The organism is Kitasatospora herbaricolor (assembly GCF_030813695.1).
GTDB classification, from domain to species: domain Bacteria; phylum Actinomycetota; class Actinomycetes; order Streptomycetales; family Streptomycetaceae; genus Kitasatospora; species Kitasatospora herbaricolor.
On record NZ_JAUSVA010000002.1, the window covers coordinates 6,801,543 to 6,823,714 of the forward strand.

The 22,172-nt window shown below is 76.2% G+C and carries 20 protein-coding genes; 13 read left to right on the plus strand and 7 right to left on the minus strand.

Annotated elements, in window-relative coordinates:
* Positions 1-6: 6 nt before the first annotated feature.
* From J2S46_RS29810 to J2S46_RS29840, 7 genes are read right to left on the minus strand one after another with little or no spacing between them, the layout of a single operon-like run.
* Positions 7-1,260 (minus strand): cytochrome P450 family protein, encoded by a 1,254-nt coding sequence (locus J2S46_RS29810; protein ID WP_191291303.1) that lies wholly within the window; start codon positions 1,258-1,260, stop codon positions 7-9.
* 1 nt (position 1,261) lies between these two features.
* Positions 1,262-1,861, minus strand: coding sequence for a GAF domain-containing protein (locus J2S46_RS29815; RefSeq protein ID WP_191291302.1), 600 nt, complete (start codon positions 1,859-1,861; stop codon positions 1,262-1,264).
* Positions 1,858-2,691, minus strand: a complete 834-nt coding sequence (locus tag J2S46_RS29820; RefSeq protein ID WP_191291301.1) for a S8 family peptidase — start codon at positions 2,689-2,691, stop codon at positions 1,858-1,860. Before J2S46_RS29820 ends, J2S46_RS29815 begins: the two co-directional genes overlap by 4 nt.
* Positions 2,688-5,951, minus strand: a complete 3,264-nt coding sequence (locus J2S46_RS29825; RefSeq protein WP_191291300.1) for an adenylate/guanylate cyclase domain-containing protein — start codon at positions 5,949-5,951, stop codon at positions 2,688-2,690. Before J2S46_RS29825 ends, J2S46_RS29820 begins: the two co-directional genes overlap by 4 nt.
* Positions 5,952-5,972: 21 nt before the next feature.
* A complete protein-coding gene (locus tag J2S46_RS29830) occupies positions 5,973-6,176 on the minus strand; it encodes an aroma-sacti cluster domain-containing protein (protein ID WP_191291299.1) in 204 nt (67 codons plus the stop codon).
* Positions 6,173-6,886 (minus strand): iron-containing redox enzyme family protein, encoded by a 714-nt coding sequence (locus J2S46_RS29835; RefSeq protein ID WP_191291298.1) that lies wholly within the window; start codon positions 6,884-6,886, stop codon positions 6,173-6,175. Before J2S46_RS29835 ends, J2S46_RS29830 begins: the two co-directional genes overlap by 4 nt.
* Complete coding sequence (locus J2S46_RS29840) at positions 6,883-7,956, minus strand: radical SAM protein (RefSeq protein WP_191291297.1); 1,074 nt, start codon at positions 7,954-7,956, stop codon at positions 6,883-6,885. The genes J2S46_RS29835 and J2S46_RS29840 overlap by 4 nt, the downstream gene beginning before the upstream one ends.
* 491 nt (positions 7,957-8,447) lie before the next feature.
* On the opposite strand from J2S46_RS29840, the gene J2S46_RS29845 reads away from it, so the two are divergent.
* From J2S46_RS29845 to J2S46_RS29905, 13 genes are all read left to right on the plus strand, one after another.
* A complete protein-coding gene (locus J2S46_RS29845; protein ID WP_191291296.1) occupies positions 8,448-8,855 on the plus strand; it encodes a hypothetical protein in 408 nt (135 codons plus the stop codon).
* Positions 8,856-8,955: 100 nt separating this feature from the next.
* Positions 8,956-10,149 carry a radical SAM protein gene (locus J2S46_RS29850; protein ID WP_191291295.1) on the plus strand — a complete coding sequence of 398 codons (1,194 nt, stop codon included), beginning with the start codon at positions 8,956-8,958 and terminating at the stop codon, positions 10,147-10,149.
* A 26-nt stretch (positions 10,150-10,175) separates the two neighbouring features.
* A complete protein-coding gene (locus J2S46_RS29855; RefSeq protein WP_191291294.1) occupies positions 10,176-11,438 on the plus strand; it encodes an MFS transporter in 1,263 nt (420 codons plus the stop codon).
* A 197-nt stretch (positions 11,439-11,635) separates the two neighbouring features.
* Positions 11,636-13,687: a prolyl oligopeptidase family serine peptidase gene (locus J2S46_RS29860; protein WP_191291293.1), complete on the plus strand. Its 2,052-nt coding sequence runs from the start codon at positions 11,636-11,638 to the stop codon at positions 13,685-13,687.
* Positions 13,688-13,859: 172 nt separating this feature from the next.
* Positions 13,860-14,132, plus strand: a complete 273-nt coding sequence (locus J2S46_RS29865) for a hypothetical protein (RefSeq protein WP_191291292.1) — start codon at positions 13,860-13,862, stop codon at positions 14,130-14,132.
* Entirely contained in the window at positions 14,120-14,326 is a 207-nt protein-coding gene (locus J2S46_RS29870; RefSeq protein WP_191291291.1) for a hypothetical protein, read from the plus strand. Before J2S46_RS29865 ends, J2S46_RS29870 begins: the two co-directional genes overlap by 13 nt.
* A 134-nt stretch (positions 14,327-14,460) precedes the next feature.
* Entirely contained in the window at positions 14,461-16,428 is a 1,968-nt protein-coding gene (locus J2S46_RS29875) for an AfsR/SARP family transcriptional regulator (RefSeq protein WP_191291326.1), read from the plus strand.
* A gap of 261 nt (positions 16,429-16,689) precedes the next feature.
* A complete protein-coding gene (locus J2S46_RS29880; RefSeq protein ID WP_191291290.1) occupies positions 16,690-17,589 on the plus strand; it encodes an alpha/beta fold hydrolase in 900 nt (299 codons plus the stop codon).
* Positions 17,590-17,602: 13 nt separating this feature from the next.
* Positions 17,603-18,118, plus strand: a complete 516-nt coding sequence (locus J2S46_RS29885; protein WP_191291289.1) for an RNA polymerase sigma factor — start codon at positions 17,603-17,605, stop codon at positions 18,116-18,118.
* Between the two features lie 16 nt (positions 18,119-18,134).
* Positions 18,135-18,599 (plus strand): SRPBCC family protein, encoded by a 465-nt coding sequence (locus J2S46_RS29890; protein ID WP_191291288.1) that lies wholly within the window; start codon positions 18,135-18,137, stop codon positions 18,597-18,599.
* A gap of 231 nt (positions 18,600-18,830) precedes the next feature.
* Positions 18,831-19,886, plus strand: a complete 1,056-nt coding sequence (locus J2S46_RS29895) for an NAD-dependent epimerase/dehydratase family protein (RefSeq protein ID WP_191291287.1) — start codon at positions 18,831-18,833, stop codon at positions 19,884-19,886.
* Positions 19,883-20,593 (plus strand): maleylpyruvate isomerase family mycothiol-dependent enzyme, encoded by a 711-nt coding sequence (locus J2S46_RS29900; protein ID WP_191291286.1) that lies wholly within the window; start codon positions 19,883-19,885, stop codon positions 20,591-20,593. Before J2S46_RS29895 ends, J2S46_RS29900 begins: the two co-directional genes overlap by 4 nt.
* A 279-nt stretch (positions 20,594-20,872) precedes the next feature.
* Positions 20,873-22,171: an ABC1 kinase family protein gene (locus tag J2S46_RS29905; RefSeq protein WP_191291285.1), complete on the plus strand. Its 1,299-nt coding sequence runs from the start codon at positions 20,873-20,875 to the stop codon at positions 22,169-22,171.
* Position 22,172 lies beyond the last annotated feature (1 nt).

Genomic DNA, 22,172 nt, shown 5'->3' on the forward strand with positions numbered 1-22,172 from the left:
GCACGCTCAGGCCGCCTCCGGGCCCGCCCGGCCCGTCCCGAGCAGCAGCGGCAGCGCCTCCAGCCGGCGGTGCTGGAACCCGCCGCCCCAGGCCAGCTCCGTCACCGGGACGGCGAGCCGGACGTCGGGCCAGTGCCGGAGCAGGGCGGCCAGCGCCACCGTCAGCTCCAACCGGGCCAGCGGCGCCCCCGGGCAGTAGTGCGGACCGGCGCCGAAGGTCAGGTGGCGGGCGGCGTCCGGACGGGTGAGGTCCAGCCGGTCCGGGTCCGGGTGGCTGCGGGGGTCGCGGTTGGCGGCCGCGACCGAGAGCAGGACGCCGCTGCCGGCCGGGACCACCGTGCCGCCGATCTCCACGTCGGCGAGCGCGACCCGCCGGGTGCCGAACGGCCCGGGGGTGTCCCAGCGCAGCAGCTCGTCGACCGCGCCCGGCAGCAGCTCGGGGGCGGCGCGCAGCCGGGCCAGCTCCGCCGGGTGGCCGAGCAGGGCCAGCACGGCCATCCCGAGCATCTGCACCGTGCTGTCGAAGCCCGCCAGGACGAGCATCGCCAGCAGGTCGACCAGCTCGGCCTCGGTGACCTGGCCGCTCGCCTCCCAGGCCCGCAGCACCGAGGAGGTGACGTCCTCGCCCGGGTGCTCCCGGCAGTCCGCGATCCGGGCCCGGACGATCGCGTCCAGCTCGTCCAGCGCCCGTTCGGCGTCGGTGTGCCGGATCAGGTCGCCGACCGCGCGGTGCAGCCGGGGCGCCGTCTCGTCGCCGAAGCCGAAGACCTCGCGGAGCACCGCGAAGGCGAAGGGCTCGGCGAAGCCGGTGATCAGGTCCACCGCGCCGGTGCTGCCCAGAGCGGCCAGCAGCTCGTCGGCCAGCTCCGCCGCCCGGGGCCGGTAGGCGGCGATCCGGCCGGGGGCGAAGGCCGGTGCGGCGAGCCGGCGGATCCGGGTGTGGTCCGGCGGGTCGTAGTTGACCAGGGTCAGGTCCATCGCCCGGTGCGGGCGGCCGGGGGCCGGCGGGGTGCTCCGCAGGGACAGCCTGGGGTCCAGGAAGGCGGCCCGGACGTCGGCCTCCCGGGTGACCAGCCAGACCGGCCGGCCGGCGGGCGTGGTCACCCGGGCCACCGGGCACCGCTCGCGCAGCCCGGCCAGCACCTCGTCCGGGTGGGCCAGGAAGCCGCCGCCCAACGGCGAGCCCTCGGTGCCCCGGGCCGGGGCGGCGGGCGGTGCGGGCCGGGGGACGCCGGCGCGGCCGGCCGGGGTGCTCGCCATCTCAGCGCACCAGCAGCAGGTCTCGGACGGCCTCGACCACCCGCAGCCCGGCGGCGCGGTCGGCCGGGTCGAGCCCCGCCAGCGCCGCCGCTCCGGCGGTGGCCGCGTCGACCCGCACCGCGCGCCGGTCCAGCACCGCCCGCAGGGCCGTGGCCGCCTGACGGGCGAACAGCGTGAGCAGGTCGAGCTCCCCGAGGTCGGAGCGGGCCTGCGGGGCCGGGTCGAGCACCTCCAGCACGCCCAGCACACCGGAGGAGTGCATCAGCGGCGCCGCCATCAGGGCGTCGGGCACGTACTCGGTCGACTCGGCGAGGTCCCGGGCGAAGCTGCCCTCCTGCGACAGGTCGTCCACCACCAGCGGCTCGCCGGTGCTCGCCACCCAGCCCGCGATGCCCCGGCCGGCCGGGAACCGCATCCCGACCAGGAACTCCTCGCCCCGGCCGGAGACGGCCTGGAAGACCAGTTCGTCGCTCTCCTGGTCGAGCAGGAAGATCGAGCTCGCCTGGGCGCCGAAGATGGCGCGGGCGGTGTCGACGACCGACTGCAGCAGCTCCCTCGCCACTGGGTCGACCTCGGTCGGAGTGCTGTGGGTCTCGGTCATCGGGCACCTCTGCTGACAGTGACGTTGGAAGCGGCCAGGTAGAGCACGGACTTCAGCTGGAAGGCCGTCATCCGGGGGTGTTTGGAGAGCACCCGGGCGGCCATGCCGGCCATGTACGGGGTCGCGAAGCTGTTGCCGGTGGTGCGGATGGTCCTGCCGCCCAGCCAGGGCACGGTGACGTTCTGGCCGGGGGCGAAGAACTCCACCGGAGGGTTGGGGTTGTAGAGGAAGAGGTCCGGGTCCTCCTCCTGGTGGCTGCCCACCGAGAGGACCGAGGAGAACCGCCAGGGGAAGCTCTCCACGGGGGTGTTGTGCGCCGAGGCGACGATCACCGACCGGCCGAAGAAGGCCTCGTCGGCCAGCGTGCGCAGGGCGTCGGTGAACTGGGCCCGGGTGGTGGACAGGCTGAGGTTGATCACGTCGAAGCGCTGCTCGACGGCCCAGCGCAGCCCCGCCAGCAGGACGTCCCCGGTGCCGGAGAAGCGCTCGCCCAGCACCCGGACGCTGTACAGCTCGCAGTCCGGGGCGGTGCGGCGCACGATGCCGCCGCAGGCGGTGCCGTGGCCGCAGGTGTCGCCCGTCGCGGTGGGCTCGACCCGGATGCCGTCCTCGTCCTTGAGCACGACGTAGGAGCCGTCGACCCGGCCGACCAGCGGGTGGTCCCGCTCGATGCCGCTGTCCACCACGCAGACCCTGACCCCGGCACCGGTCGCGCCGCCCCAGGCCCACTCGGGAGTGACCTCCTGGCCGGCGGCGAGGACCGGGATGTCGTGCGGGGCCCGGCCGCGCAGGCTCCAGGTCAGCTCGGGTGGTGGGGAAGTCGTCGTCATGGATGCCGTTCCTCTGTGATGGGGGCCGCCGCGGCCGCGGCCAGGGCGTGCGCCCGGCGGACGCCGACCAGGTGGCCCTTGGCGGCGAACCGCTCGCCGGCCAGCGCGGCCGCCGCGGCCGCTTCGCCACGGTGGCCGAGGATCAGTTCGGTGTGCGCCCGGTCCAGCGCCGCGGTGGCCCGCAGGACGGGCGAGTCGGTACGGTCCGCCTCGTCCACCGCCCGGGCCGCCAGCGCCGCGGCCTGCCCGGGGCGGGCCCCGCCGGCGGCGTGCAGGCGGGCCAGCGTGCCGTGCAGTTCCACGGCGTCGGCGAGCGGCAGCCGGTCCGGGTCGTCGGGGTCGTCCGGCCGCAGCAGCTCCTGCAGCTGGTCGAGATGGGCCCGGGCCCCCGGGCCGTCGCCGGAGTCCAGCAGGACCCGGGCGAGATCGCGGGCCACGGCGCCGAGCAGTCCGGTGGCGCCCAGCTCGCGGCAGGCCGCGCCGGCCTCCCGCAGCAGGGCGGCCGCCCGGTCGGTGCGGTCGGCCAGGGCCTCCACCGTCGCCCGGAAGATCGGCATGAACACCAGGCCCTCGGCGAAGCCGAGTTCACGGCAGAGCCGGTCCGCCTCGGCCAGCAGCGCCAGCGCGCCGGGGCGGTCGTCCCGCAGGGCCAGCAGCACCGCGAGCGGGCAGTTGAGGGTGACCCGGGTGGCCCGGCGGTCGGTGCCGTGCTCGGCGAGCAGCGCCCGGCAGCGGGCCACGGCCGCTGGCACCGGGGTGGGGCCCATCCAGAGCGAGACGCCGATCGCGCCGAGCGCGGCCGCCCGTTCGGGCTCGGCCCCGGCCCGTACGGCGTGCTCCAGCGCCCGTCCGAGCAGCTCCTCGGCGCTGCCGTGCCGGCCGAGCACCTGCTGCCGCTGGGCGAGCCGCAGGCAGGCCCGCGCCGTCCCGAGGTCGTCGCCGGCGGCCTCGAAGAGCGGCAGCACCTCGCGGGCCGTCCGGGCGGCGTGCGCCAGGCCGGGGCCGGGGTCCAGCACGGCCAGGCCGAGCCGGGCGTGCGCCGCCACCACCGGGTCGCCGGCCCCGGCCACCTGCTGGAGCAGCGTCCTGCCGTCGGCCGTCCGGCCGGTCGCGAGCCGCACCTCGGCCAGCCGCCAGGCCGCTGCCAGCCAGGCGCCCTCCCCGGGGCGGGCCAGCGTGACGGCGCCGTCCAGCAGTTCCTCGGCCCAGCCCAGGTCGGCCCGGGCCAGGGCCTGGGCGCCGGCGGCGGCCAGCCGGTCGGCGGCCCGGCGGCGCAGCTCCTGGGTGTGCGGGTCGATCAGGCCGAGTTCGGCCCGGTAGCGGTGGGCCTTGGCGAGGTGGCCGCCGACCGCGCCGTCCGGTGCCCCGCGCCCGGCCAGCAGGTCGGCGGCGCGCTCGTGCCGGTCGGCCCGGACCCGCTTGGCCATCGCCTGGTACGAGACCTCCTGCACCAGGCCGCTGCTGAAGCGGTAGCGGGACTCCTGGCCGTCCGGTTCGACCAGCCGCCGCCGGGAGAGCCGGTGCAGCGCGGGCCGGACGGCGTCCAGGCCGGCGGCGTCGGGCTGCAGTTCGCCGCCGGGCCGGCCCTCGGGGCCGCTGCGGGCCAGGCCGGTCAGCTCCTCGCGGCCGAAGTCGCGGCCGACCACCGAGGCCAGGGCGAGGGTGGTCCGCTCGGAGTCCTCCAGGGCGTCCAGCCGAGCGCCTAGCAACGCCTGCACGGTGGGCGGGAGTTCGTCCGGATCGCGGTCCTCCGCGACCAAGGCCAGCAGCTGCTCCAGGTGCAGCGGGTTGCCGCCGGCCCGCTCCAGCACCTGGGCGGGCACGCCGGCGCCGACGTGCGCGGTGACCTCGGCGAGCCCGGCCGCCAGCCGGGCGCTCTCGGCGCCGGACAGGCCCGGCAGCAGGACCGACCGGGTGCCGGCGCCCCATTCGGGGGAGTGCTCCAGCAGCTCCAGCCGGGCCGCGCAGACCAGCAGCACGGGCCGGCCGGCGAGCCCGGCCGCCAGCCGTTCCAGCACCTCGCGCAGCACCGCCCCGGCCCAGTGGAAGTCGTCCACCACCAGGACGACCGGGCCGCTCGCGGCGAGGCCGGAGAGCAGCCGGACGAGCGCGGCGCAGGTGTCCTCGACGGAGGGGTCGGGCGTGCCGTCCAGCAGCAGGCCCGCTCGCAGCACCTTCGGGACCTCGGTGCCCGGGGCGCTGTCCAGCAGGTGCCGCAGGGCGTCGGCCAGCGGCGCCAGGCTGCCGCTCTCCCCGTACGGGCGGCAGCGGCCGGCGCCCCAGCGGGTGGCGGTGCGCGGGCTTGCAGCGGCGTGCGGGCGGTCAGCGGATTGCGGGTGGTCGGTGGTGTGCGGGCGGTGCGCGGCGTGCGGGCGGACGGCGGCGGGCGGACGGCGGTCGGTGCGGGCCAGCCACTCCCGGACCAGCCGGGTCTTGCCCAGGCCGGCCTCGCCGTACACGGTGACCAGGCCGCCGCCGCTCCCGTCCAGCGCCTCGTCCAACGCCTCCTCCAGCGCCGCGAGTTCGCTCGCACGGCCGATGAACGGGGTGTCGAAGCGCCGGAGCAGTTCCGGCTCGTCGCCCCGCAGGCCGAGCAGCCGGTGCGCCCGGACGGGGGCCGACTTGCCCTTGAGCGCCAGCAGGCCGGCGTCCTCCACCAGGGCGGCCGCGCCCACCGCCCGCAGGGTGTCGGGGCCGATCAGGATCTGCCCGGCGGCCGCGCTCTGCTCCAGCCGGGCGGCCACGTTGACCACCTCTCCGGAGACCAGGGCCTGGCGGGCCGAGGCATCCGAATTCGCCACCGCCTCACCGGTGTTGACGCCGATCCGGACGTCCAGCCGGATGCCGAGGGCGGCGGTCAGCTCGGAGTTGAGCTCGGCCAGGGCGGCGAGCATGTCCAGGGTGGCGGCCAGGGCGCGCCGGGCGTCGTCCTCGTGCATCACCGGAATGCCGAACACCGCCATCACGGCGTCGCCGATGAACTTCTCCACCGTGCCGCCGTGCGCCTCGATCCGCGAGGTCATCAACTCGAAGTAGCGCAGCGTGACGGAGCGCAGCGCCTCCGGGTCGAGCCGGCCGGAGAGCGCGGTGGAGCCGACCAGGTCGCAGAAGACCACGCTGACCACCCGGCGCTCGTCGGCGCGCCGGGCGGCGGGTGCGGCGGTCGGTGCCCCGGCCGGGGCCGGGGCGCACGGGGCGCCGCAGTGCAGGCAGAAGCGGGCGGTGTCGGGCAGTCGGCCCGCGCACGAGGGGCAGTTCACGGCTTGCCTCCTGGCAGGGGATCAGAAGAGTGCGCCGCCGGCCACGGCGCCGTGCGCCTGGACCTCCGGCTCGACCTCGTTCAGCCGGGCCTTGATGTCGAGCAGCAGCGCCAGTTCCTCCTCGCTCAGCGAGCCGAACACCGCCAGCTGCTCGTCGGTCAGTACGTCCACGGGGAAGCCGGCGGCGGCCAGTACGGCGATCGTCCGGGGGTCGGGTGCGCTCATCGGTCGGGTGTCCTCTCGGGTCGGGAAGGCAGGGGCGGGCCGCCGCGGGCGAGCCGGGCGAAGAGTTCGGTGGCGGCGTCCGCGGTGTGCAGGGCGCTGACCGCGACGGCGGTCTCCTGCGCCCGGTCGAGCGGCAGTCCGTCGAGGAACCGGTCCAGCTCGGCGCTGTGGTCGCAGTCCAGCACCGCGTGGTGGTTCACCGTCTGGAAGGCCGCCCCCGGCAGACCGGTGTCGGCGGCCAGTCGCGCCGCCAGCCACGGGGCGGGGGCGTTGCCCTCCAGCACGGTGATGTAGCCGAGCAGCGAGACCGGGTGGAAGTGCTCGATCCAGTAGTACTGCGGGCCGACCAGCCGGGCGACCGCCGGGGGCGGCTGCCGCCGGAGCGGCTCCGCCGGGTCCAGCCCGGCGGCGGCCAGGTCGGCCAGCAGCCAGTCGTCGTGGCCGCGTTCCTCCTCGATGTGCCGCTCCAGGTAGCGGGCGAGCGGCCCGGCGACCGGGTCGGCCGGGCCCCGCTCGACGCAGCGGCGGGCGGCCAGCTCCATCAGCGGCACCGAGGCGCGGATCACCTCGTGCATGGTGCGCAGGTAGCGGCCGTACCGTTCGACGAGACCGGCCGGGCGCCAGAGTTCGGCCATCGCGGCATTCAACGCGGGTGCGGCGAGGTCGAGTTTGAGGTGCAGCGCGGCGCTGCGGGTCGGCGTGGCGGTCATCGCGGGGCACTTCCGGGGAGGGAGACCAGATCGGCGTAGCGCGGGCTGCCGAAGCGGCGGACGAGGGCGGCCGGCCCGGCCTCCCGCTGCGAGTGGGCGGCCTGCAGGTCGAGCAGTTCGCCGACCGGTCCGGCGCCGTCCCGCTCGGCCGCCGCGAGCACCCCTGGGTGCTCGCCGAGGGCTCGGCACCCGGAGCAGTAGCCGGTGCAGTCGGCGAGGTCGCCGTAGCGGGCGTACAGGTGGCCCGGGCCGACGGCGCGCAGCATCCGCAGGGCCGGCCCGGCGAGGGAGCGGCGGCGGACGTCGGCCCAGCCGTCCCGAGCGATGTGGCCGAGCAGCAGGTGCGGGGGGACGGGGCGGCGGTCGACGGTGTCCTGGTTGCAGCAGGCCAGCACGGCGCCGTCCTGCGCGATCACCGGCCAGGCGGCCATCGCGCAGGGCAGCGGCCGTCCGTCGGGCGCCGGGGCCCGACCGGGGCCGGCCCAGCCGGCCGCGCGGCCGACCGCCCGGACCTCGTTGACCAGCATCGGGACGTGGTCGCCGAAGGTCCGCCGGACGTCCGCCGTCAGGTCGGCCAGATACGGGTCCGCCGGGCCGGCGCCGGTGACGTGCAGGCTCACCGGGACGCCCTCGGCGAGCACGGCGCGCAGGGCCCGGAAGACGTCGGCCCGGGGCACCTCCCGCTCGTGGAAGGCGTCGATGCTCGCCGAGAAGTGGTCGACGGCGGTGACGGCCGCCCGGATCCGGTCCGGCAGCCGGGCCTGCCGGGCGAAGAACATGCCGCTGAGCAGCGCGGTCCGGGTACCGGACCGCCGGGCCAGGTCGGCCAGTTCGACCACCAGGGCGGGCCGCAGGAGCGGTTCGCCGCCGGTCAGCAGCATCAGCTCGGGGCGGTCCTCGACGGTGAACGAGCCGACGAAGTCGTGCAGTTGGCGGGCGGTCGGCTCGTCGCCGGCCATCGTGGAGGCGGTCGAGCAGTGTGCGCAGCTCAGCGGACAGCGCTGGGTGAGGGTGACCAGCAGCCCGGCACACGGCGTCGGGCGCAGCCCGACCAGCTCGGCCAGGTCCATCGACTCACACCTCTCCGTACTCGCTCGCTGGGCAGTTCGGTCTCCGCGGGACCGCCGCCGGCCGTGCTCCCGGGCGGGTGCACAGGGCCCACGTCCGCCTCGAGGGGAGGGGCGGGCCGGCCGGCCGGCCCCTCCGCCCGGGCCGGGTGGCGGGGCCGGGTGGCGGGGCCGTGGACCACTCTGGCGGCGGGCGGTTGGCCACCGGTTCGACCTCGCGCCGAATCCGGTACATCCGCAGGTCGGCACGGGTGCGCGGCCCGCCCCGGCCGGCCCTCGGTGCCCGCACCGGCCCCGGTGCACCACCGCTGAGCAGGGCGTTCGCCGCCGGTGTACCGGCAGTGAACCGTTCCCGCACCGTGGATTCCTAGCGTTCTCGGTGTCGGAGGGATCGACCGCCGGCGCTACCCAGCAGGTGAGCCCGTCCGGCCGTCCGGCCGCTTCGGCGGCCCGACGTCCGGCCCCGGCCCACCGCGTTGTGATTGGAGATCACCATGGCTGAGAACAACGAGCCCACCCGCGAGGAGACCGAGGGCGCCGAGGTCGTGGCGCACTCGGGCGAGGACACCCCGTGGTGCGGCATCAACACCGGTACCAGCGTGAACGGTGACGCGGAGGTCGTGGCGCACTCGGGTGAGGACACCCCGTGGTGCGGCATCAACACGGGTACCAGCGTGGACGAGGGCGCCGACGTGGTGGCGCACTCGGGCGAGGACACCCCCTGGTGCGGCATCAACACGGGTACCAGCGTGAACGGTGAGGCGGAGGTCGTGGCGCACTCGGGCGAGGACACCCCCTGGTGCGGCATCAACACGGGTACCAGCGTGGACGAGGGTGCCGACGTGGTGGCGCACTCGGGCGAGGACACCCCCTGGTGCGGCATCAACACCGGCACCAGCTGACCAAGGACAGGTCACGGGGCCTGCCGCTCCCCGGCAGGCCCCGTCCCCTCCCTCCCACCCGCCCGACTTCCGCCGCCGCACCGTCTATTGGAGGCATCCCGTGCCCGCAACGCAGTCCGTACCCGAGGCCGACCGGAGCCGCCTGATCAAGGCGGACGGCGGCGGCTGGTGGTTCCTCGGCAACGGCGGCTACGCCCGGCTGCGGCCGTCCCAGGTCGGCCCGGACGGCGTCCTGCTGCCCGGCACCGAGCGCTTCCTGCACGACCAGGGCCTCTACACGTCGAAGGCCTTCTCCTCCTACTCGCTGACGGTGCTGACCAGCACCGACTGCAACCTCGGCTGCGGCTACTGCTTCCAGAACACCGGCCAGGACGAGAGCGGCGGCCACCGGCCGCCCCGGATCAAGCACGCCCGGCTCACCTCGGAAATGATCACCAACGTCCTGGACTTCACCCGCGAGCGGATGGCGGCCGCCGAGCTGGGCCGGCTCTCGCTGATGCTGTTCGGCGGCGAGCCCCTGCTCAACCCGCGGGGCTCGCGCGAACTCCTGCGCCGCGCAGCCGAACTCGGCGAACTGAACGCCAGCATGGTGTCCAACGGGACCTTGCTCACGCCGCTGATCGCCAAGGAGCTCAACGCGGCCGGCCTCACCTCGATCCAGATCACCTTCGACGGTGACCGCGACGAGCACGACGCGATCCGGATCAAGCGCTCCGGCGGCGGCACCTTCGACATGATCGTGAACAACGTGGCCAAGGCGATGGCCGCCACCTCGGTCAACTGGCACCTGCGGGTCAACGTCTCCCACCTCAACCGGCACGGCATGGACGACCTGGTGGAGCGGCTCGCCGACCGGCTCGACCCGGCCCGCTGCGGCCTGCAGTTCGCCCTGATCGGGGACGTCGGCGTGGGTTACGGCAACGACCTCTCCTACGGCAGCTCGCTCGCCGCGGACTTCGCCCGGTGGCACGCCCGGGCGCTGGAGCTCGGCTTCTCCGTCTCCCGCCCGAAGGCCAACAACGGCTGCCAGGCCTGCTCCTACAAGGACGGCCGGTACGGCGCGGTGGTCAACGCCGACGGCGTGCTGTCGAGCTGCTGGGAGACCGCGGGCCGGCCCGGCTGGGAGGTCGGCACCCTGGCCGACGGCTACCTCTCCGCGGAGGAGACCGAGGGCCGGTGGATCGCCTGCGACGACCAGTACCAGCACGGCGAGAACGCGGCGGCGCTGGCCGCCTTTCAGGACGAGGTCGACGCAGCCCTGCTCGACCGGTTGAACGCGGCCGGACGGCTCTGACGTCCCGCCTGTCTCGGAGGTCGACCATGGCAGAGGCCGGAGTACTTCGCAGCAACCGGGATTTCCGGAGGTTCTGGATCGGCTCGGCGCTCTCGACGCTGGGCTCCCAGATGTCGTTGATCGCCTTCCCGCTGCTGGTGCTGTCGCTCGGCGGCGGCGCCGCGCAGGCGGGCCTGGTGGCGACCTGCTCGCTGGTGACCAGGATGTTCTTCCGGCTCCCCGCCGGGCAGCTGGCCGACCGGGCGGACCGGCGCAAGCTGATGATCGGCGCCGACCTGGTCCGGCTCGGCACGGTCGCCAGCATCCCGGTGGCGGCCGGGCTCGGCCACCTGGCGTACCCCCAACTGCTGGCGGTGGCCGTGGTCGAGGGGCTCGCGACCGCCGTCTTCGCCCCCGCGAGCACCACCGCTGTACGGGACGTCGTCCCCGACGACCAGCTCCACGACGCGCTCGCCAAGGACCAGGCCGCGATGGCCGCCGCGTCCCTGGTCGGGCCGTTCCTCGGTGGGTGGCTCTTCACCGTGGACCGCATCCTGCCGTTCGCCCTGGACGCCGCCTCGTACGCCGTCTCGGCCGTCCTGCTGCTCCGGATGGTCACCCGGCCGCCGGCGCCCGCCGAGGGCGGTCCCCGCGACAACCGCCCCACGGCCGGACTGCGTTGGCTCACCGGGCAGCCCGCGCTGCTGCGCGCCCTGGCGTTCGGCGCGGTGCTCAACCTGGCCGGCGCGTCGGCGGAGGTGGCGATGGTGGTCACGATGCGCGACACCGGCACCGGTGGCACCTCGATCGGTCTGGTGATGGCCTGCGCCGGCGTCGGCGCGGTGCTCGGCTCACTCGCCGCGCCGCGGGTGATCAAGCTGCTCACGCCGGGCCGGCTCTTCCTGGTCATCGGCGTGGTGTGGTCCGCCGGCCTGGCGGTCTTCGCCGGCACCCAGCAGCCCTGGGTGCTGGGGCCGTTGCTGGTCCTGCTGATCCTGCTCACCCCGCCGGCCGGCATCGTGGTCGGGCAGGCCCTGCTCAGCCGCTCCCCGCGGGAGTTGCTCGGCCGGGTGAGCACCGCCTCCGACCTGGTGATCGCGGGTCTCGCCTCGCTCGGCCCGATGCTGGCCGGGGCGGTGCTGGAGGGCTTCGGCATCCCGCCGACCTGGCTGCTGCTCTCCGCCCTGGTCGCGGCGGCGACCGTGGTCGCGGCCCTGCCGCTGCTCCGTGGCGGCGACCTGGGCCCGGCGCCGAAGGCCGCCGAACCCGCGGCCGCCGAACCGGCCGTCGCCGAACCCGCGGCCGCCTGACCCGGGGACGCCCGACCCGGACCGGGCCGGCCCGGCAACCGCCCCGACCGCACCACCCCGCAGCCCCACGACCCACCTCAACCGCACCACCCCGCAGCCGCACCACCCCTCCCACCGCCCCGACCCCAGCCGCCCCGGCACTGGGTCGGGGCGGTTCCGCCGTCTCCGGACACCCGGAGCCCCCCGATCGAGGAGCCATGACCGGACCTCACGAGTACCCGCCCGCCCCCCGTACCGAGCTGACCGAACGGCTGCACGGCCACCTGGTCGCCGACCCCTACCGCACCCTGGAGGACCCGCAGGACCCGCGGACGGCGGCCTGGTCCGCGGCCCAGGACGAGCTCTACCGGCGCGCCCGGTCCGGCTGGCCGATGCGGGCCGTTCTGGGCAAGCGGGTCCGCGACCTGCTCGACACCGGCGCGGTCTCGGTGCCGCAGGTGCACGGGGCCCGTCACTTCCACACCCGCCGGCTGCCGGGGGAGGACCGGCCGTCCCTGGTGGTGACCGAGGACGGCACGACCCGGACGCTCTTCGACCCCGCCGCCCTCGACCCGGCGGGCGGGACCGTCCTCGACGAGTGGTCCGCCGCCCCCGACGGCAGCCGGGTCGCCGTCCAGTCCTCCACCGGGGGCACCGAGGACTCGGTGCTGAGAGTCCTGGACACGGCCACCGGCGAGCTGCTGTCCGGGCCGATCGACCGGCTGCGCCGCTCCACCGTCGCCTGGCTGCCCGACGCCACCGCCTTCTACTACGTCCGGCGGCTGCCGCCCGAACTGCACCCCGGCGAGGAGCGCTACCACCGGCGGGTCTGGCTGCACCGGGTCGGCACCGACCCGGCCGAGGACGTCCTGGTCTTCGGCGACGGCCGGGCCGCGGACCAGTACTACGCCGTCGACCTCGACGGCCCGCTGCTCACCGTCACGGCGACCGCCGGCGCCTCCCCCCGGACCGACGTCTGGCTGGCCGACCTGACCGCGGGCAGTCCGGAGCGCCCCGTCCTGCGCCCGGTCCAGGAGGGCGTGGACGCCCGCACCATCCCCTGCCCGCGCGGCGGGGTGCTCTACCTGCGCACCCACCGGTCGGCCCCGCGCGGCCGGGTCGAGGTGGCCGAGGGCGAGCTGCGCCGGGTGCTCGTCGCCCAGGATCCGGAGGCCGTCCTGGAGGACTTCGCCGTTCTCGACGGCCCCGGACTGGAACGCCCGCTCGCCCTGGTCGTCCGGACCAGGCACGCCATCGGCGAGATCGCCGTGCACGACCTGGCGACCGGCGAGCGGGTCGGCGAGGTGGCCCTCCCCGGCAGCGGCACCGTCACCGGCCTGCGGGTCCGCCGGGAGCCCGGCCACGAAGCCTGGTTCGGGTACACCGACCACGTCACGCCGACCCAGGTCCTGCGCCACGACGCCCGCACCGGCCGCACCACGCTCTGGGCGGCCCCGGCCGGGGCCCCGGACACCGCCGTGCGCACCAGCCGGATCGTCTACCGCTCCCACGACGGCACCCCGGTACGGATGTTCGTCATCTCGCCGGCGGGCCGGCCGGACCGTCCGCGCCCCACCCTGCTGAGCGGCTACGGCGGCTTCGGCGCCTCGGTGCTGCCCGGCTACGCCGCCCAGGCGGTGGCCTGGGCGGAGGCCGGCGGGGTGTACGCCTTCGCCTGCCTGCGCGGCGGCGGCGAGGAGGGCGAGGAGTGGCACCGGGCCGGGCGCCGCGAGCGGAAGCAGAACACCTTCGACGACCTGGACGCCGCGGCCGACGCGCTGGTGGCCGGGGGCTGGGCCGACCCCGGCCGGCTGGGGCTGGTCGGCAGCTCCAACGGCGGCCTGACCGTCGCGGCGGCCTTCACCCAGCACCCGGAGAAGTACGCCGCGGTGGTCTGCGCCGCGCCGCTGCTCGACATGGTGCGCTACGAGCGCTCCGGGATGGGCCGCAGCTGGCGGGACGAGTACGGCTCCGCCGAGGACCCGGCGGGGCTGGCGACCCTGCTCGGGTACTCGCCGTACCACCGGGTGCGGCCCGGTGTGCGGTACCCGGCGGTGCTGTTCGGCGTCGCGGACGGGGACACCAGGGTCGATCCGCTGCACGCGCGGAAGATGTGCGCCGCCCTGCAGCACGACTCGGCGGGCGCGGGGCCGGTCCTGCTGCGGCAGGAGTCCGGGGTCGGGCACGGCGTCCGGGGCACCGCCTCCACGGCCGGCCTCTTCACGGACGTCCTGGCCTTCCTGGCGGACCGGCTGGGCCTGGACGGCTGACGGATCGCCGCTATTGTCCGATGATTGTCCGTTTTGCGGTGCAGGTGTGTTGCTGCATGCAGCATGCTGCATCCGGCCGGCGCTTGGCCCGGGGCGCGGCGGACGGCAGGCTTCAGGTGTCAGGGACTCCCGGGGGAATCGGGGAGCCTGGCTTTCGACCCAAGGGGAGCAAATGAAGCGGATCAGTGCCGTCGTCACCGTCGTCGCGAGTGCCTTCGCCATCGGCGTACTGCCGGTCGCGGCGGCCCACGCGGACACCACCGAGCCGGCCGTCCGGACCGGCGGCCCGGTGCTGGAGGGCGTGGCCGTGCCGACGGGCGCCACCGCCACCGCCACCGGTACCGGTACCGACGGCGCCGGCGGCACCGATGGTGCCGGCACGGCCGGCGGAGGGTACGCCGGTGGCCACAAGATGGACGTCGAAGACACCGCATGGGGCCACTGACGGCCGTCGGGACCACGGCCTGGTCCCCGGGCCGGGCCGTGCTGGCCGGCCTGGCCGGCGGGCTGCTCCTCGGACTGGCCGCCGCCTCGGTGCCGGCCCTGCTGCGGGACGGGCGGCGCCGGGTCCACCTGCGCCGGGCCCGTCAGCTCCTTTCGGAGCCCGCGCGGGGGCAGCGGGTGCCCGGCTGGCCGTGACCCGGTCCAGGGCCGGGGGCCCGTGCCCGCCGGAACCGGCCGCGCCTCGACCCGGCCGCCGACCGGCCGTGACCGTCCCGGCGCCCCGGCGCGCACCGGGCTCGTGCAGACCTGACCCGAAGGGGGCGGACGTGATGCTGGACCACCTGGAGAGAACGCGCGGCCTCCGGCCCCTCGACGCGCCCGCCGGCCCGGGCCCCGGTGGCACCGTCCGGTTCCGGGTCCTCGGCGAGCTGTCGGTGGAGATCGACGGCCGGCCGGTGCCGATCGGCCCGGTCAAGCAGCGCCTGGTGCTCGCCGCCCTGCTCTGCCGTCCCAACACCACGGTCTCCACCGACCTGCTGACCGAGGCGGTCTGGGGCGACGAACCCCCGCGGTCGGCCCGCAAGAACCTCCAGGCCTACGTCTCGGCGCTGCGCAAACTGCTGGGCCCGGCCGGCCGCCGGGACCGGCTGGTGCACCGGCCGACCGGATACGTCCTGCGGGTCGACCCCGGCGAGCTGGACCTGATGCGCTTCGACGAACTCGCCCGGGCCGGGCGGCAGGCCGTCCGCCTCGGCGCGGCGGCGCACGCGGCCCGGCTGCTGCGCGAGGCACTGGAACTCTGGAGCGGGCCGCTGCTCGCGGACCTCGCGCACACCGAGGCGGTCCGCACGGAGGCCGAGCGCCAGGCCGCCCGCCGGGTGGCCGTCCACGAGGACTGGGCCGAGCTGGAGCTGGAGCTCGGGCACGCGCCCGCGGTGGCCGAGGCGCTGGCGGACGTGGTCCGCGAACACCCGCTGCGCGAGCGGCTCTGCGCCGCCTGGATGACCGCCCTGCACCGCTCCGGCCGGCAGAGCGAGGCCCTCGCCGCCTACGACGACCTGCGCCAACTCCTGGCGTCCCAGCTCGGTCTGCAGGTCAGCCCGGCCCTGGAGAAGCTCTACCGCGCGGTGCTCGAAGGCCGCGACGGACCGGCCGGCACCCGGCCGGCCCACGCCGGCGCCCCGGCCCCGCATCCGGCGGCGGCCCGCCGGGAGCGGCCCCGCACGGTGCTGCCCGCCGACCTGCCCGACTTCACCGGCCGCCGCGAACAGGCCGCCGAACTGCGCGAGGCCCTCACCGGTGAGGGCAGCACGGTGGTGCTCAGCGGCCCCGTCGGCGTCGGCAAGAGCACGCTGGCCGTGCACGTCGCGCACGGGCTGGCGGAGCGGTTCCCGGACGGCCGGATCGCCGTCCGGCTGCGCCGGGAGGACGGCTCGGCCCGCCACCCGCGCTCCGTCCTGGCCGAACTCTGTCGCGCCACCGGCCTGTTGGGCGCGGTGCCGGAGGACGAGGAGGAGGCCGCGGCGATCTGGCGGTCCTGGCTGGCCGGCCGCCGGGTGCTGGTGCTGCTGGACGACGCCCCGGACGAGGGCAGCATCCGCCACCTGCTGCCCGGGGCGGGGGCCGGCTCGGTGCTGATCACCAGCCGCACCGGGCTCGCCGGGCTCGGCCCGCTGCGCCGCCTGGAGCTGGGCCCCTACCCGCTCGGCGAGGCGGTGGACCTGCTCGGCCGGATCGTCGGCGACGACCGGGTGCCCGCCGACCGGGCCGCCGCGGAGCGGATCGTCACGGCGATCGGACTGCTGCCGCTGGCCGTCCGGGTGAGCGGCAGCAAGCTCGCCGTGCTGCGCCGGCTGACCCCGGCCGAGTACGCGACCCGGCTGGAGCAGAGCCCCTCCCTGCTGGACGAGCTGGCCGCCGGCGACCTGGCCGTCCGCTCCCGGCTGGCCGGCTGGTGGTGCGAACTGCCCGAGCTGGTCCGTACGGTGGTCCGCCGGCTGGGCCGCCTGCCCGCGCCGCTGTTCACCCTGGCCGAGGCGGTGGAGGCCCTGGGCTGCGGCGAGGAGGTGGCCCGCCGGGTCCTGGAGGGCCTGATCGAGCAGTGCGTGCTCAGCTGCCCGATCGCCGAGGTCTCGGCCCACGCGGCCCTGTACGAACTCCCGCTGCTGGCCCAGGCCTACGCCCGGGAACAGGCCGCCTGCCCCGAGGCGGCCCCGCCGCCGGGGGAGGGCCCCGGGGCAGGGGAGAGCCCCGGGTCGGGGGCCGGCTTCGGGCGGGCGGGCCGTCCCTTTCTGTGACCGCCGGTGGCTCCTGCGGCTTCGGCGCCCGGCGTCGGTCGGCCTGCCCGCCCCGCTCCGTCCTGTGACGCGGGTCACGGGAGTGATTCCGGAGTCCCGCCCCCTCTTCCTTGTCGAGAGTGATCGCACCGGATCGCACGGAGGGGAAGCGATGAGGGTTCGTTCCACGGCCGACGGCCGCAGAGGGCACGACGGCCGCAGGGGGCAGGAGGGCCGGCCCGTTCCCGGGCGGCGCGGTGGGGGCGGCGCGGGGGAGTCGTCATGAGCGCCCGGGGCCGGGTCACGCCCGAGCGTCCCCTCCCGGTCGTCGAGGGCGTCACCCACCGCTTCGTCACCGTGCGCGGGGTGCGGTTCCACGTCGCGCAGGCCGGGGCGGGGGAGCCCGTGGTGCTGCTGCACGGCTTCCCCCAGCACTGGTACGCCTGGCGGCGGCTGATGCCCGAGCTGGGCCGGGACCACCGGGTGTTCGCGATCGACCTGCGGGGGTGCGGGTGGTCCGACGCCCCGGGGGACGGGTACGACAGTGCCGGCCTGGTGGAGGACGTCCTGGGGGTGCTGGACGCGCTCGGGCTGGAGCGGGTGCGGCTGGTGGGGCACCAGTCGGGCGGCTGGCTGGGGTTCCGGCTCTGCCTGGCGGCGCCGGCCCGGTTCAGCGCCTTCCTCGCGGTGAACAGCGCGCACCCGTGGCCGCGGCGCCGGTTCGGGCTGCCGCTGTACGCCTGGCGGTACTGGTACACCGCGCTCTGGGAGTATCCCGGGGTCGGACGGCGGGTGCTGCGGCACTGGCCCGGGCTCACCCGCGCCATGCTGCGGTACTGGGCGGGACGGTCCGCCGGGGTGGAGGAGGGCGCCGTGCGGGAGTTCGCGCAGGCCTGGACGGCGCCGCAACGCGCCCGGGCGGCCGAGCAGTTGCTGTGGCAGTTCGTGCTGCACGACATTCCGGCGCTGGCCCGCGGCGGGTTCCGTGGGCAGCGGCTGACGGTGCCGACCCTGGTGCTGCTGGGCGACCGCGACCCGGTGGTGCGCCCGCAGCCGCTGCTCGGCGCGCAGGAGTCCACCGAGGCGTTGACCGTGCGGGTGGTGCCCGGCGGCCATCTGCTGGCCGAGGAAGCCCCCGGGGTCGTCGCGGCGGTGGCGCGCGAGCACTTCGGCCGGGCGTGAGCAGGGGGAGCCGATGACCGGGACGGACCCTCGTCCGCAGGTGGATCCCGCGCTGGTCCGCGCGGCGCAGCGCGGCGACCCGATCGCGCTCGGCGACCTGATGGACCTGCTGGCGCCCTACGTCGGCCGGATCTGCGGTCCGATCGCCCTTCAGGACGGGCCGGACGCCGCCCAGGAGACGCTGATCGTGGTGCTCCGCAGCATCGGCCAGCTGCGCGACCACGCGGCCCTGTTCGGCTGGGTGAGGGCGATCGCGGTACGGGAGGCGGTGCGGGTCGCCGTCCGGGCGCGGCGGTCCTCGGGCGACCGGTTGGAGGAGGTCGCCGGCGACGCGGACCAGCAACTCGCCACCGACGTCGGTGACGTGTTGGCGCGGCTGACCGCCGAGCACCGGGCGGTGCTCGTGCTGCGTGACCTGGAAGGGGTGGACGAGGCGACGGCCAGCGCGGTGCTGGCCGTACCGCCCGGCACCGTACGGTCGCGGCTCCACCGGGCCCGGCAGAGCTTTCGGAAGGTGTGGGAGTCATGAGCAAGGTGTCGCAGTCATGAGCCGTGACATGCCGGTGGCCGAACTCGACCCCGTCCGGCGGCTGCGCGTCCTGGCGCGGACCCTGCCGGGCGCCCTGCACCACGCTGAGATCGTGCTGCCGGTTTCGCCGGAGCGGGTCTGGGCGGTGGCCTCCGACCTGGAGAACCAACTGCCGCTCCTGCTCTCCACGGTGAAGTCCTTCACGATCACCCGTGCCGAGGGCGACCGGCTGTGGGCCCGGGCGGTGGGCACCCTGGGCCAGCGGGCCGACTTCGAGGTGGTGCTGCGTCCGGGCTGGTGCCTGATGCGCAGCCGCTTCGTGGTCGGGGCGATGGCCGCGACGCCGGAGGGCGACGGCACCCGGTTCGGCTCGCTCGGCGGGTTCCGGGTGCCGGGGGCGCGGCTGCTCCGGCCGGTGCTGGACTCGCTCGGCGACCGGGCGGTGCGGCGGTTCGCGGAGCACCCGGACCTGCGGGCGTGAGGCGGCGACGGGTGCGCACCGGGGGGTGAGGCGCCGGCGCGGCCGCGCCGGCACATGACGCCCCCGCCCGGCGAGGCACGTTGTGAGAAGCCAAGCCGGCCGCGCTGCCACCAGGATGGCTTCGGGCGTCCGCCCCTGCCGGGCCGGACGCCGCCCCGCGCAGGACCCGAGGAGCGGACGGGCGTGCCTGGCGGGACGCGCGCCCGTCGACGCAGGAGAGAGGAGTTCCGGATGCTGGTGTGCGTGACGGGTGGCACCGGGTTCGTCGGCGCCCATTCGGTCGCGGCCCTGCTGCGGGCGGGCTGCCAGGTGCGCCTGCTGGTCCGGGACGAGGCCGGGGTGGGCCGGGCACTACGGCCGCTCGGCGTCGGTCCCGGCGCGGTCGAGACGGTGGTCGGCGACGTGACCGACGAGGACGCGGTGGCGAAGGCGGTGGGCGGCGCCGAGGCGGTGCTGCACGCGGCCTCGGTGTACTCCTTCGACAGCCGGCGGGCCGACGAGATGCGGCGGACCAACGTCCGCGGCACGGAGCTGGTGCTGGCCGCCGCGCTGGCGGCCGGCGCGGCGCGGGTGGTGCACGTGTCGAGCGTCGGGGCGCTGTTCCCGGCCGAGGGCCCGGTGATCCGCACGGACTCGCCGGTCGGCGCTCCCCGCGAGGTGTACCTGGCGACCAAGGCGGCGGCCGAGCAGGTCGCCCGCCGCCACCAGGCGGCGGGCGCGCCGGTGGTGATCACCTACCCGCCGGCCCTGCTGGGCCCGGACGACCCGCACCTGGGGGACCAGAACTCCCGGCTGCGCAACGAACTGCGCGGGCTGATGCCGCTCTGGCCGGGCGGCGGGCTGCCCGTGGGGGACGTCCGGGACACCGCCGCGATGCACGCGGCGCTGGTCACCGCGCCGGCCGCCGGTCCGAGTCGTCACTTCGGCCCGCAGCACTACCTGACCACCCGCCAGTACGTCCGGACGGTCCGGGAGGTCACCGGGCGGCTGCTGCCGGCGATGTACCTGCCCGCCCGCGCGATGCTGCCGTTCGGGCTGCTGACCGGTGTGGTGCAGCACGTCTGGCCCTGGCACATCCCGGCGGAGTACGGCGCCGTCTACACCTGCGCGGTCGCGGTGCCGGCCGAGGGGGCCGCGCCGCACGGCATCGTGCCGCGGCCGGTGGCCGAGACGATGGCGGACACCGTCCGCTGGCTCCACGAGCAGAGGTACCTGACCGGTCGCCAGGCCGGTCGCCAGGCCGGGACGCCGTCGGGTGGACCCGGGGGAGGGGGAGGACGAGGATGATCACGGAGTCCGCCGCGGCGGCGCCGGAGCGCTGGGAGCGACTGCCGGAGCGGCTCGGGTACGAGCGAACCAGGGAGAACATCACCGGACTGCTGGCCGGCAGGCCCGAGCTGTCCGCCGTCCCCGTCCCGGCCTGCCCCGGGTGGACCGTGCGGGACCTGCTCGCGCACCTCCTGGACGTCTGCCAGGGGGTGGTGAACGGGGTGCCGAGGCTGCCGCTGGAGCACCCGGATCCGGACGACGAGGCCGGCCTCGCCGAACTCCTCGACCGCTGGACCGGGTGGTCCGCGCAGCTGCCGGACGCGTTCGAGGGGCTGCTGGGGTTCAAGATGACGATGGACATCCTTGTCCACGAGCTGGACCTGCGGCACGCGCTCGGCGTGCCGGTGCCCGCCGACCACCCCGCGTACCCCGCCTCGCTGGACCTGGTCACGCTGGGCATGGGTCTCACCGTGATCGAGCAGGGGCTGCCGGCGCTGCGCCTCGAAACTCCGGGAGCCTCCTGGGTGGTGGGCCGGGGGGAGCCCGCCGTCACCGTACGCGGGCATCGGCACGACCTCTTCCGCTCGCTCACCGGGCGGCGCACGCTCGGGCAGATCGCCCGCCTGGACTGGAGCGAGCCGCCCGAACGGTGGCTGCCCGCCTTCACCTGGCCCCCGTTCGACCCGCCGGCGGAGCCGTTCGAGCTTATGGCGGACGGTAGTTGAACCCGACGGCCGGGCCGTCCCGCCGTGCACCGGGCCGTCCCGCCGTGCGCCGGGCCGTCGCCCCGGCCGGGGCCGGGCCGGACCCCGCCCGACCGGACCTCCGCCGCGACCGGCCCGAGGCCCGGTCGCGGCGTGCCCGGACACCGGCGCGGGCCCGGATGCCCGGCCGGGGACGGACCGGGCACGTTGGGAGAAGACCGGCGGCCCGCGGGTGCTGATCATCTGTAGGGCCGATCCGAACCGGACCGGGGACGCGCACAGTCGACGATGGAGGCTCTCATGAGTGACGCGCACGCCGGCGGGGCCGGCCTGGGCCGCCGGGCGGTCAGGATCGGGTCGATCGCCCTGCGGCACGCGGGGCGGGCGGTGGGCGGGGCGGTGTTCCGCCGGGGCGAGGAGGGCACGGTGTCTGCCCGGCTCGCCGTGGCGGCTCCGGCCATGCTGACCGAACTCGGCCCGTTCTACGTCAAGGTCGGCCAACTTCTCAGCACCCGGCGGGACTTGCTGCCGGAGCGCTGGTGCGGCGAGCTGGGGCGGCTGACCGACACCGTGCCGCCGCCGTCCCGCGAGGAGCTGGCGGCCGTGCTGACCGAGGAGTTCGGGCCCGCCGAGCAGTGGCCGTTCCGCAGCTTCGACTGGGAGCCGGTCGGCAGCGGGAGCATCGCCACGGTGCACCGCGCGGAGCTGCACGACGGCACGGTGGTCGCGGTCAAGGTCCGGCGGCCGGGCATCGTCCCGGTGATGAGCGGGGACTTCCGGCTCGCCGGGGCGATGGCCCGGATGGCCGGGAAGCTGCCCGGGATGCGCCGGCTGCCGGCCGAGGAGATGCTCGGCCAGGTCGGTACGGCGGTGCTGGCGCAGGCCGACCTCGCCGCGGAGCGGGCCTCGTTGACGCAGCTGCGGGCCAACCTGGCGGGGGTCAAGGGAGTCCGGCTGCCGGCGCCGGTGGAGGGCTTCGGCGGCGACCAGGTGCTGGTGATGGAGTTCCTGGACGACCTGCGGGACTTCCGTCCGGAGCCGTACAGCCCGCAGGAGCGCCGGGACGCCATGCAGCGGGTGCTGCGCACGGTGTACCAGATGCTGTTCCTGGACGGTCTGGTCCACTGCGACCTGCACCCGGGCAACCTGCGCCTGGACGCGGCGGGCGACGTGGTGATGCTGGACGCGGGGTTCGTGGTGCGGCTGCCCGACCGGGTGCGCCGGCACTTCGGCGAGTTCTTCCTCAGCATGGCGCTCGGCCAGGGCCGGCGCTGCGCGGAGATCGTGATCGAGAGTGCCGCCCGGGTGCCCGACGACTTCGACGAGGAGGCGTTCCGGACGGCGGTCGAGCAGCTGGTCGGTGACGCGTCCGCGGTGGTCGCCGCGGACTTCAACCTGGCCGCCTTCGCGCCCCGGCTGTTCAAGCTGCAGCGCAAGTTCGGGATCTTCGCGGCGGCGGAGTTCGCCTTCCCGCTGCTGTCGCTGCTGGTGCTGGAGGGGATGATCCACAGCTTCGACCCCGGGGTGGACTTCCAGGGCGAGGCGGTGCCGGTCCTGATGCAGGCCGTGGGGGCTCCGGACGGCCGGCCGGGCGACTGAG

Coding starts and splice junctions, on each gene's coding strand:
- J2S46_RS29810 (WP_191291303.1), bottom strand. CDS start 1,260: ATGGCGAGCACCCCGGCCGGCCGCGCCGGCGTCCCCCGGCCCGCACCG.
- J2S46_RS29815 (WP_191291302.1), bottom strand. CDS start 1,861: ATGACCGAGACCCACAGCACTCCGACCGAGGTCGACCCAGTGGCGAGG.
- J2S46_RS29820 (WP_191291301.1), bottom strand. CDS start 2,691: ATGACGACGACTTCCCCACCACCCGAGCTGACCTGGAGCCTGCGCGGC.
- J2S46_RS29830 (WP_191291299.1), bottom strand. CDS start 6,176: ATGAGCGCACCCGACCCCCGGACGATCGCCGTACTGGCCGCCGCCGGC.
- J2S46_RS29835 (WP_191291298.1), bottom strand. CDS start 6,886: ATGACCGCCACGCCGACCCGCAGCGCCGCGCTGCACCTCAAACTCGAC.
- J2S46_RS29840 (WP_191291297.1), bottom strand. CDS start 7,956: ATGGACCTGGCCGAGCTGGTCGGGCTGCGCCCGACGCCGTGTGCCGGG.
- J2S46_RS29845 (WP_191291296.1), top strand. CDS start 8,448: ATGGCTGAGAACAACGAGCCCACCCGCGAGGAGACCGAGGGCGCCGAG.
- J2S46_RS29855 (WP_191291294.1), top strand. CDS start 10,176: ATGGCAGAGGCCGGAGTACTTCGCAGCAACCGGGATTTCCGGAGGTTC.
- J2S46_RS29860 (WP_191291293.1), top strand. CDS start 11,636: ATGACCGGACCTCACGAGTACCCGCCCGCCCCCCGTACCGAGCTGACC.
- J2S46_RS29865 (WP_191291292.1), top strand. CDS start 13,860: ATGAAGCGGATCAGTGCCGTCGTCACCGTCGTCGCGAGTGCCTTCGCC.
- J2S46_RS29870 (WP_191291291.1), top strand. CDS start 14,120: ATGGGGCCACTGACGGCCGTCGGGACCACGGCCTGGTCCCCGGGCCGG.
- J2S46_RS29875 (WP_191291326.1), top strand. CDS start 14,461: ATGCTGGACCACCTGGAGAGAACGCGCGGCCTCCGGCCCCTCGACGCG.
- J2S46_RS29880 (WP_191291290.1), top strand. CDS start 16,690: ATGAGCGCCCGGGGCCGGGTCACGCCCGAGCGTCCCCTCCCGGTCGTC.
- J2S46_RS29885 (WP_191291289.1), top strand. CDS start 17,603: ATGACCGGGACGGACCCTCGTCCGCAGGTGGATCCCGCGCTGGTCCGC.
- J2S46_RS29890 (WP_191291288.1), top strand. CDS start 18,135: ATGAGCCGTGACATGCCGGTGGCCGAACTCGACCCCGTCCGGCGGCTG.
- J2S46_RS29895 (WP_191291287.1), top strand. CDS start 18,831: ATGCTGGTGTGCGTGACGGGTGGCACCGGGTTCGTCGGCGCCCATTCG.
- J2S46_RS29900 (WP_191291286.1), top strand. CDS start 19,883: ATGATCACGGAGTCCGCCGCGGCGGCGCCGGAGCGCTGGGAGCGACTG.
- J2S46_RS29905 (WP_191291285.1), top strand. CDS start 20,873: ATGAGTGACGCGCACGCCGGCGGGGCCGGCCTGGGCCGCCGGGCGGTC.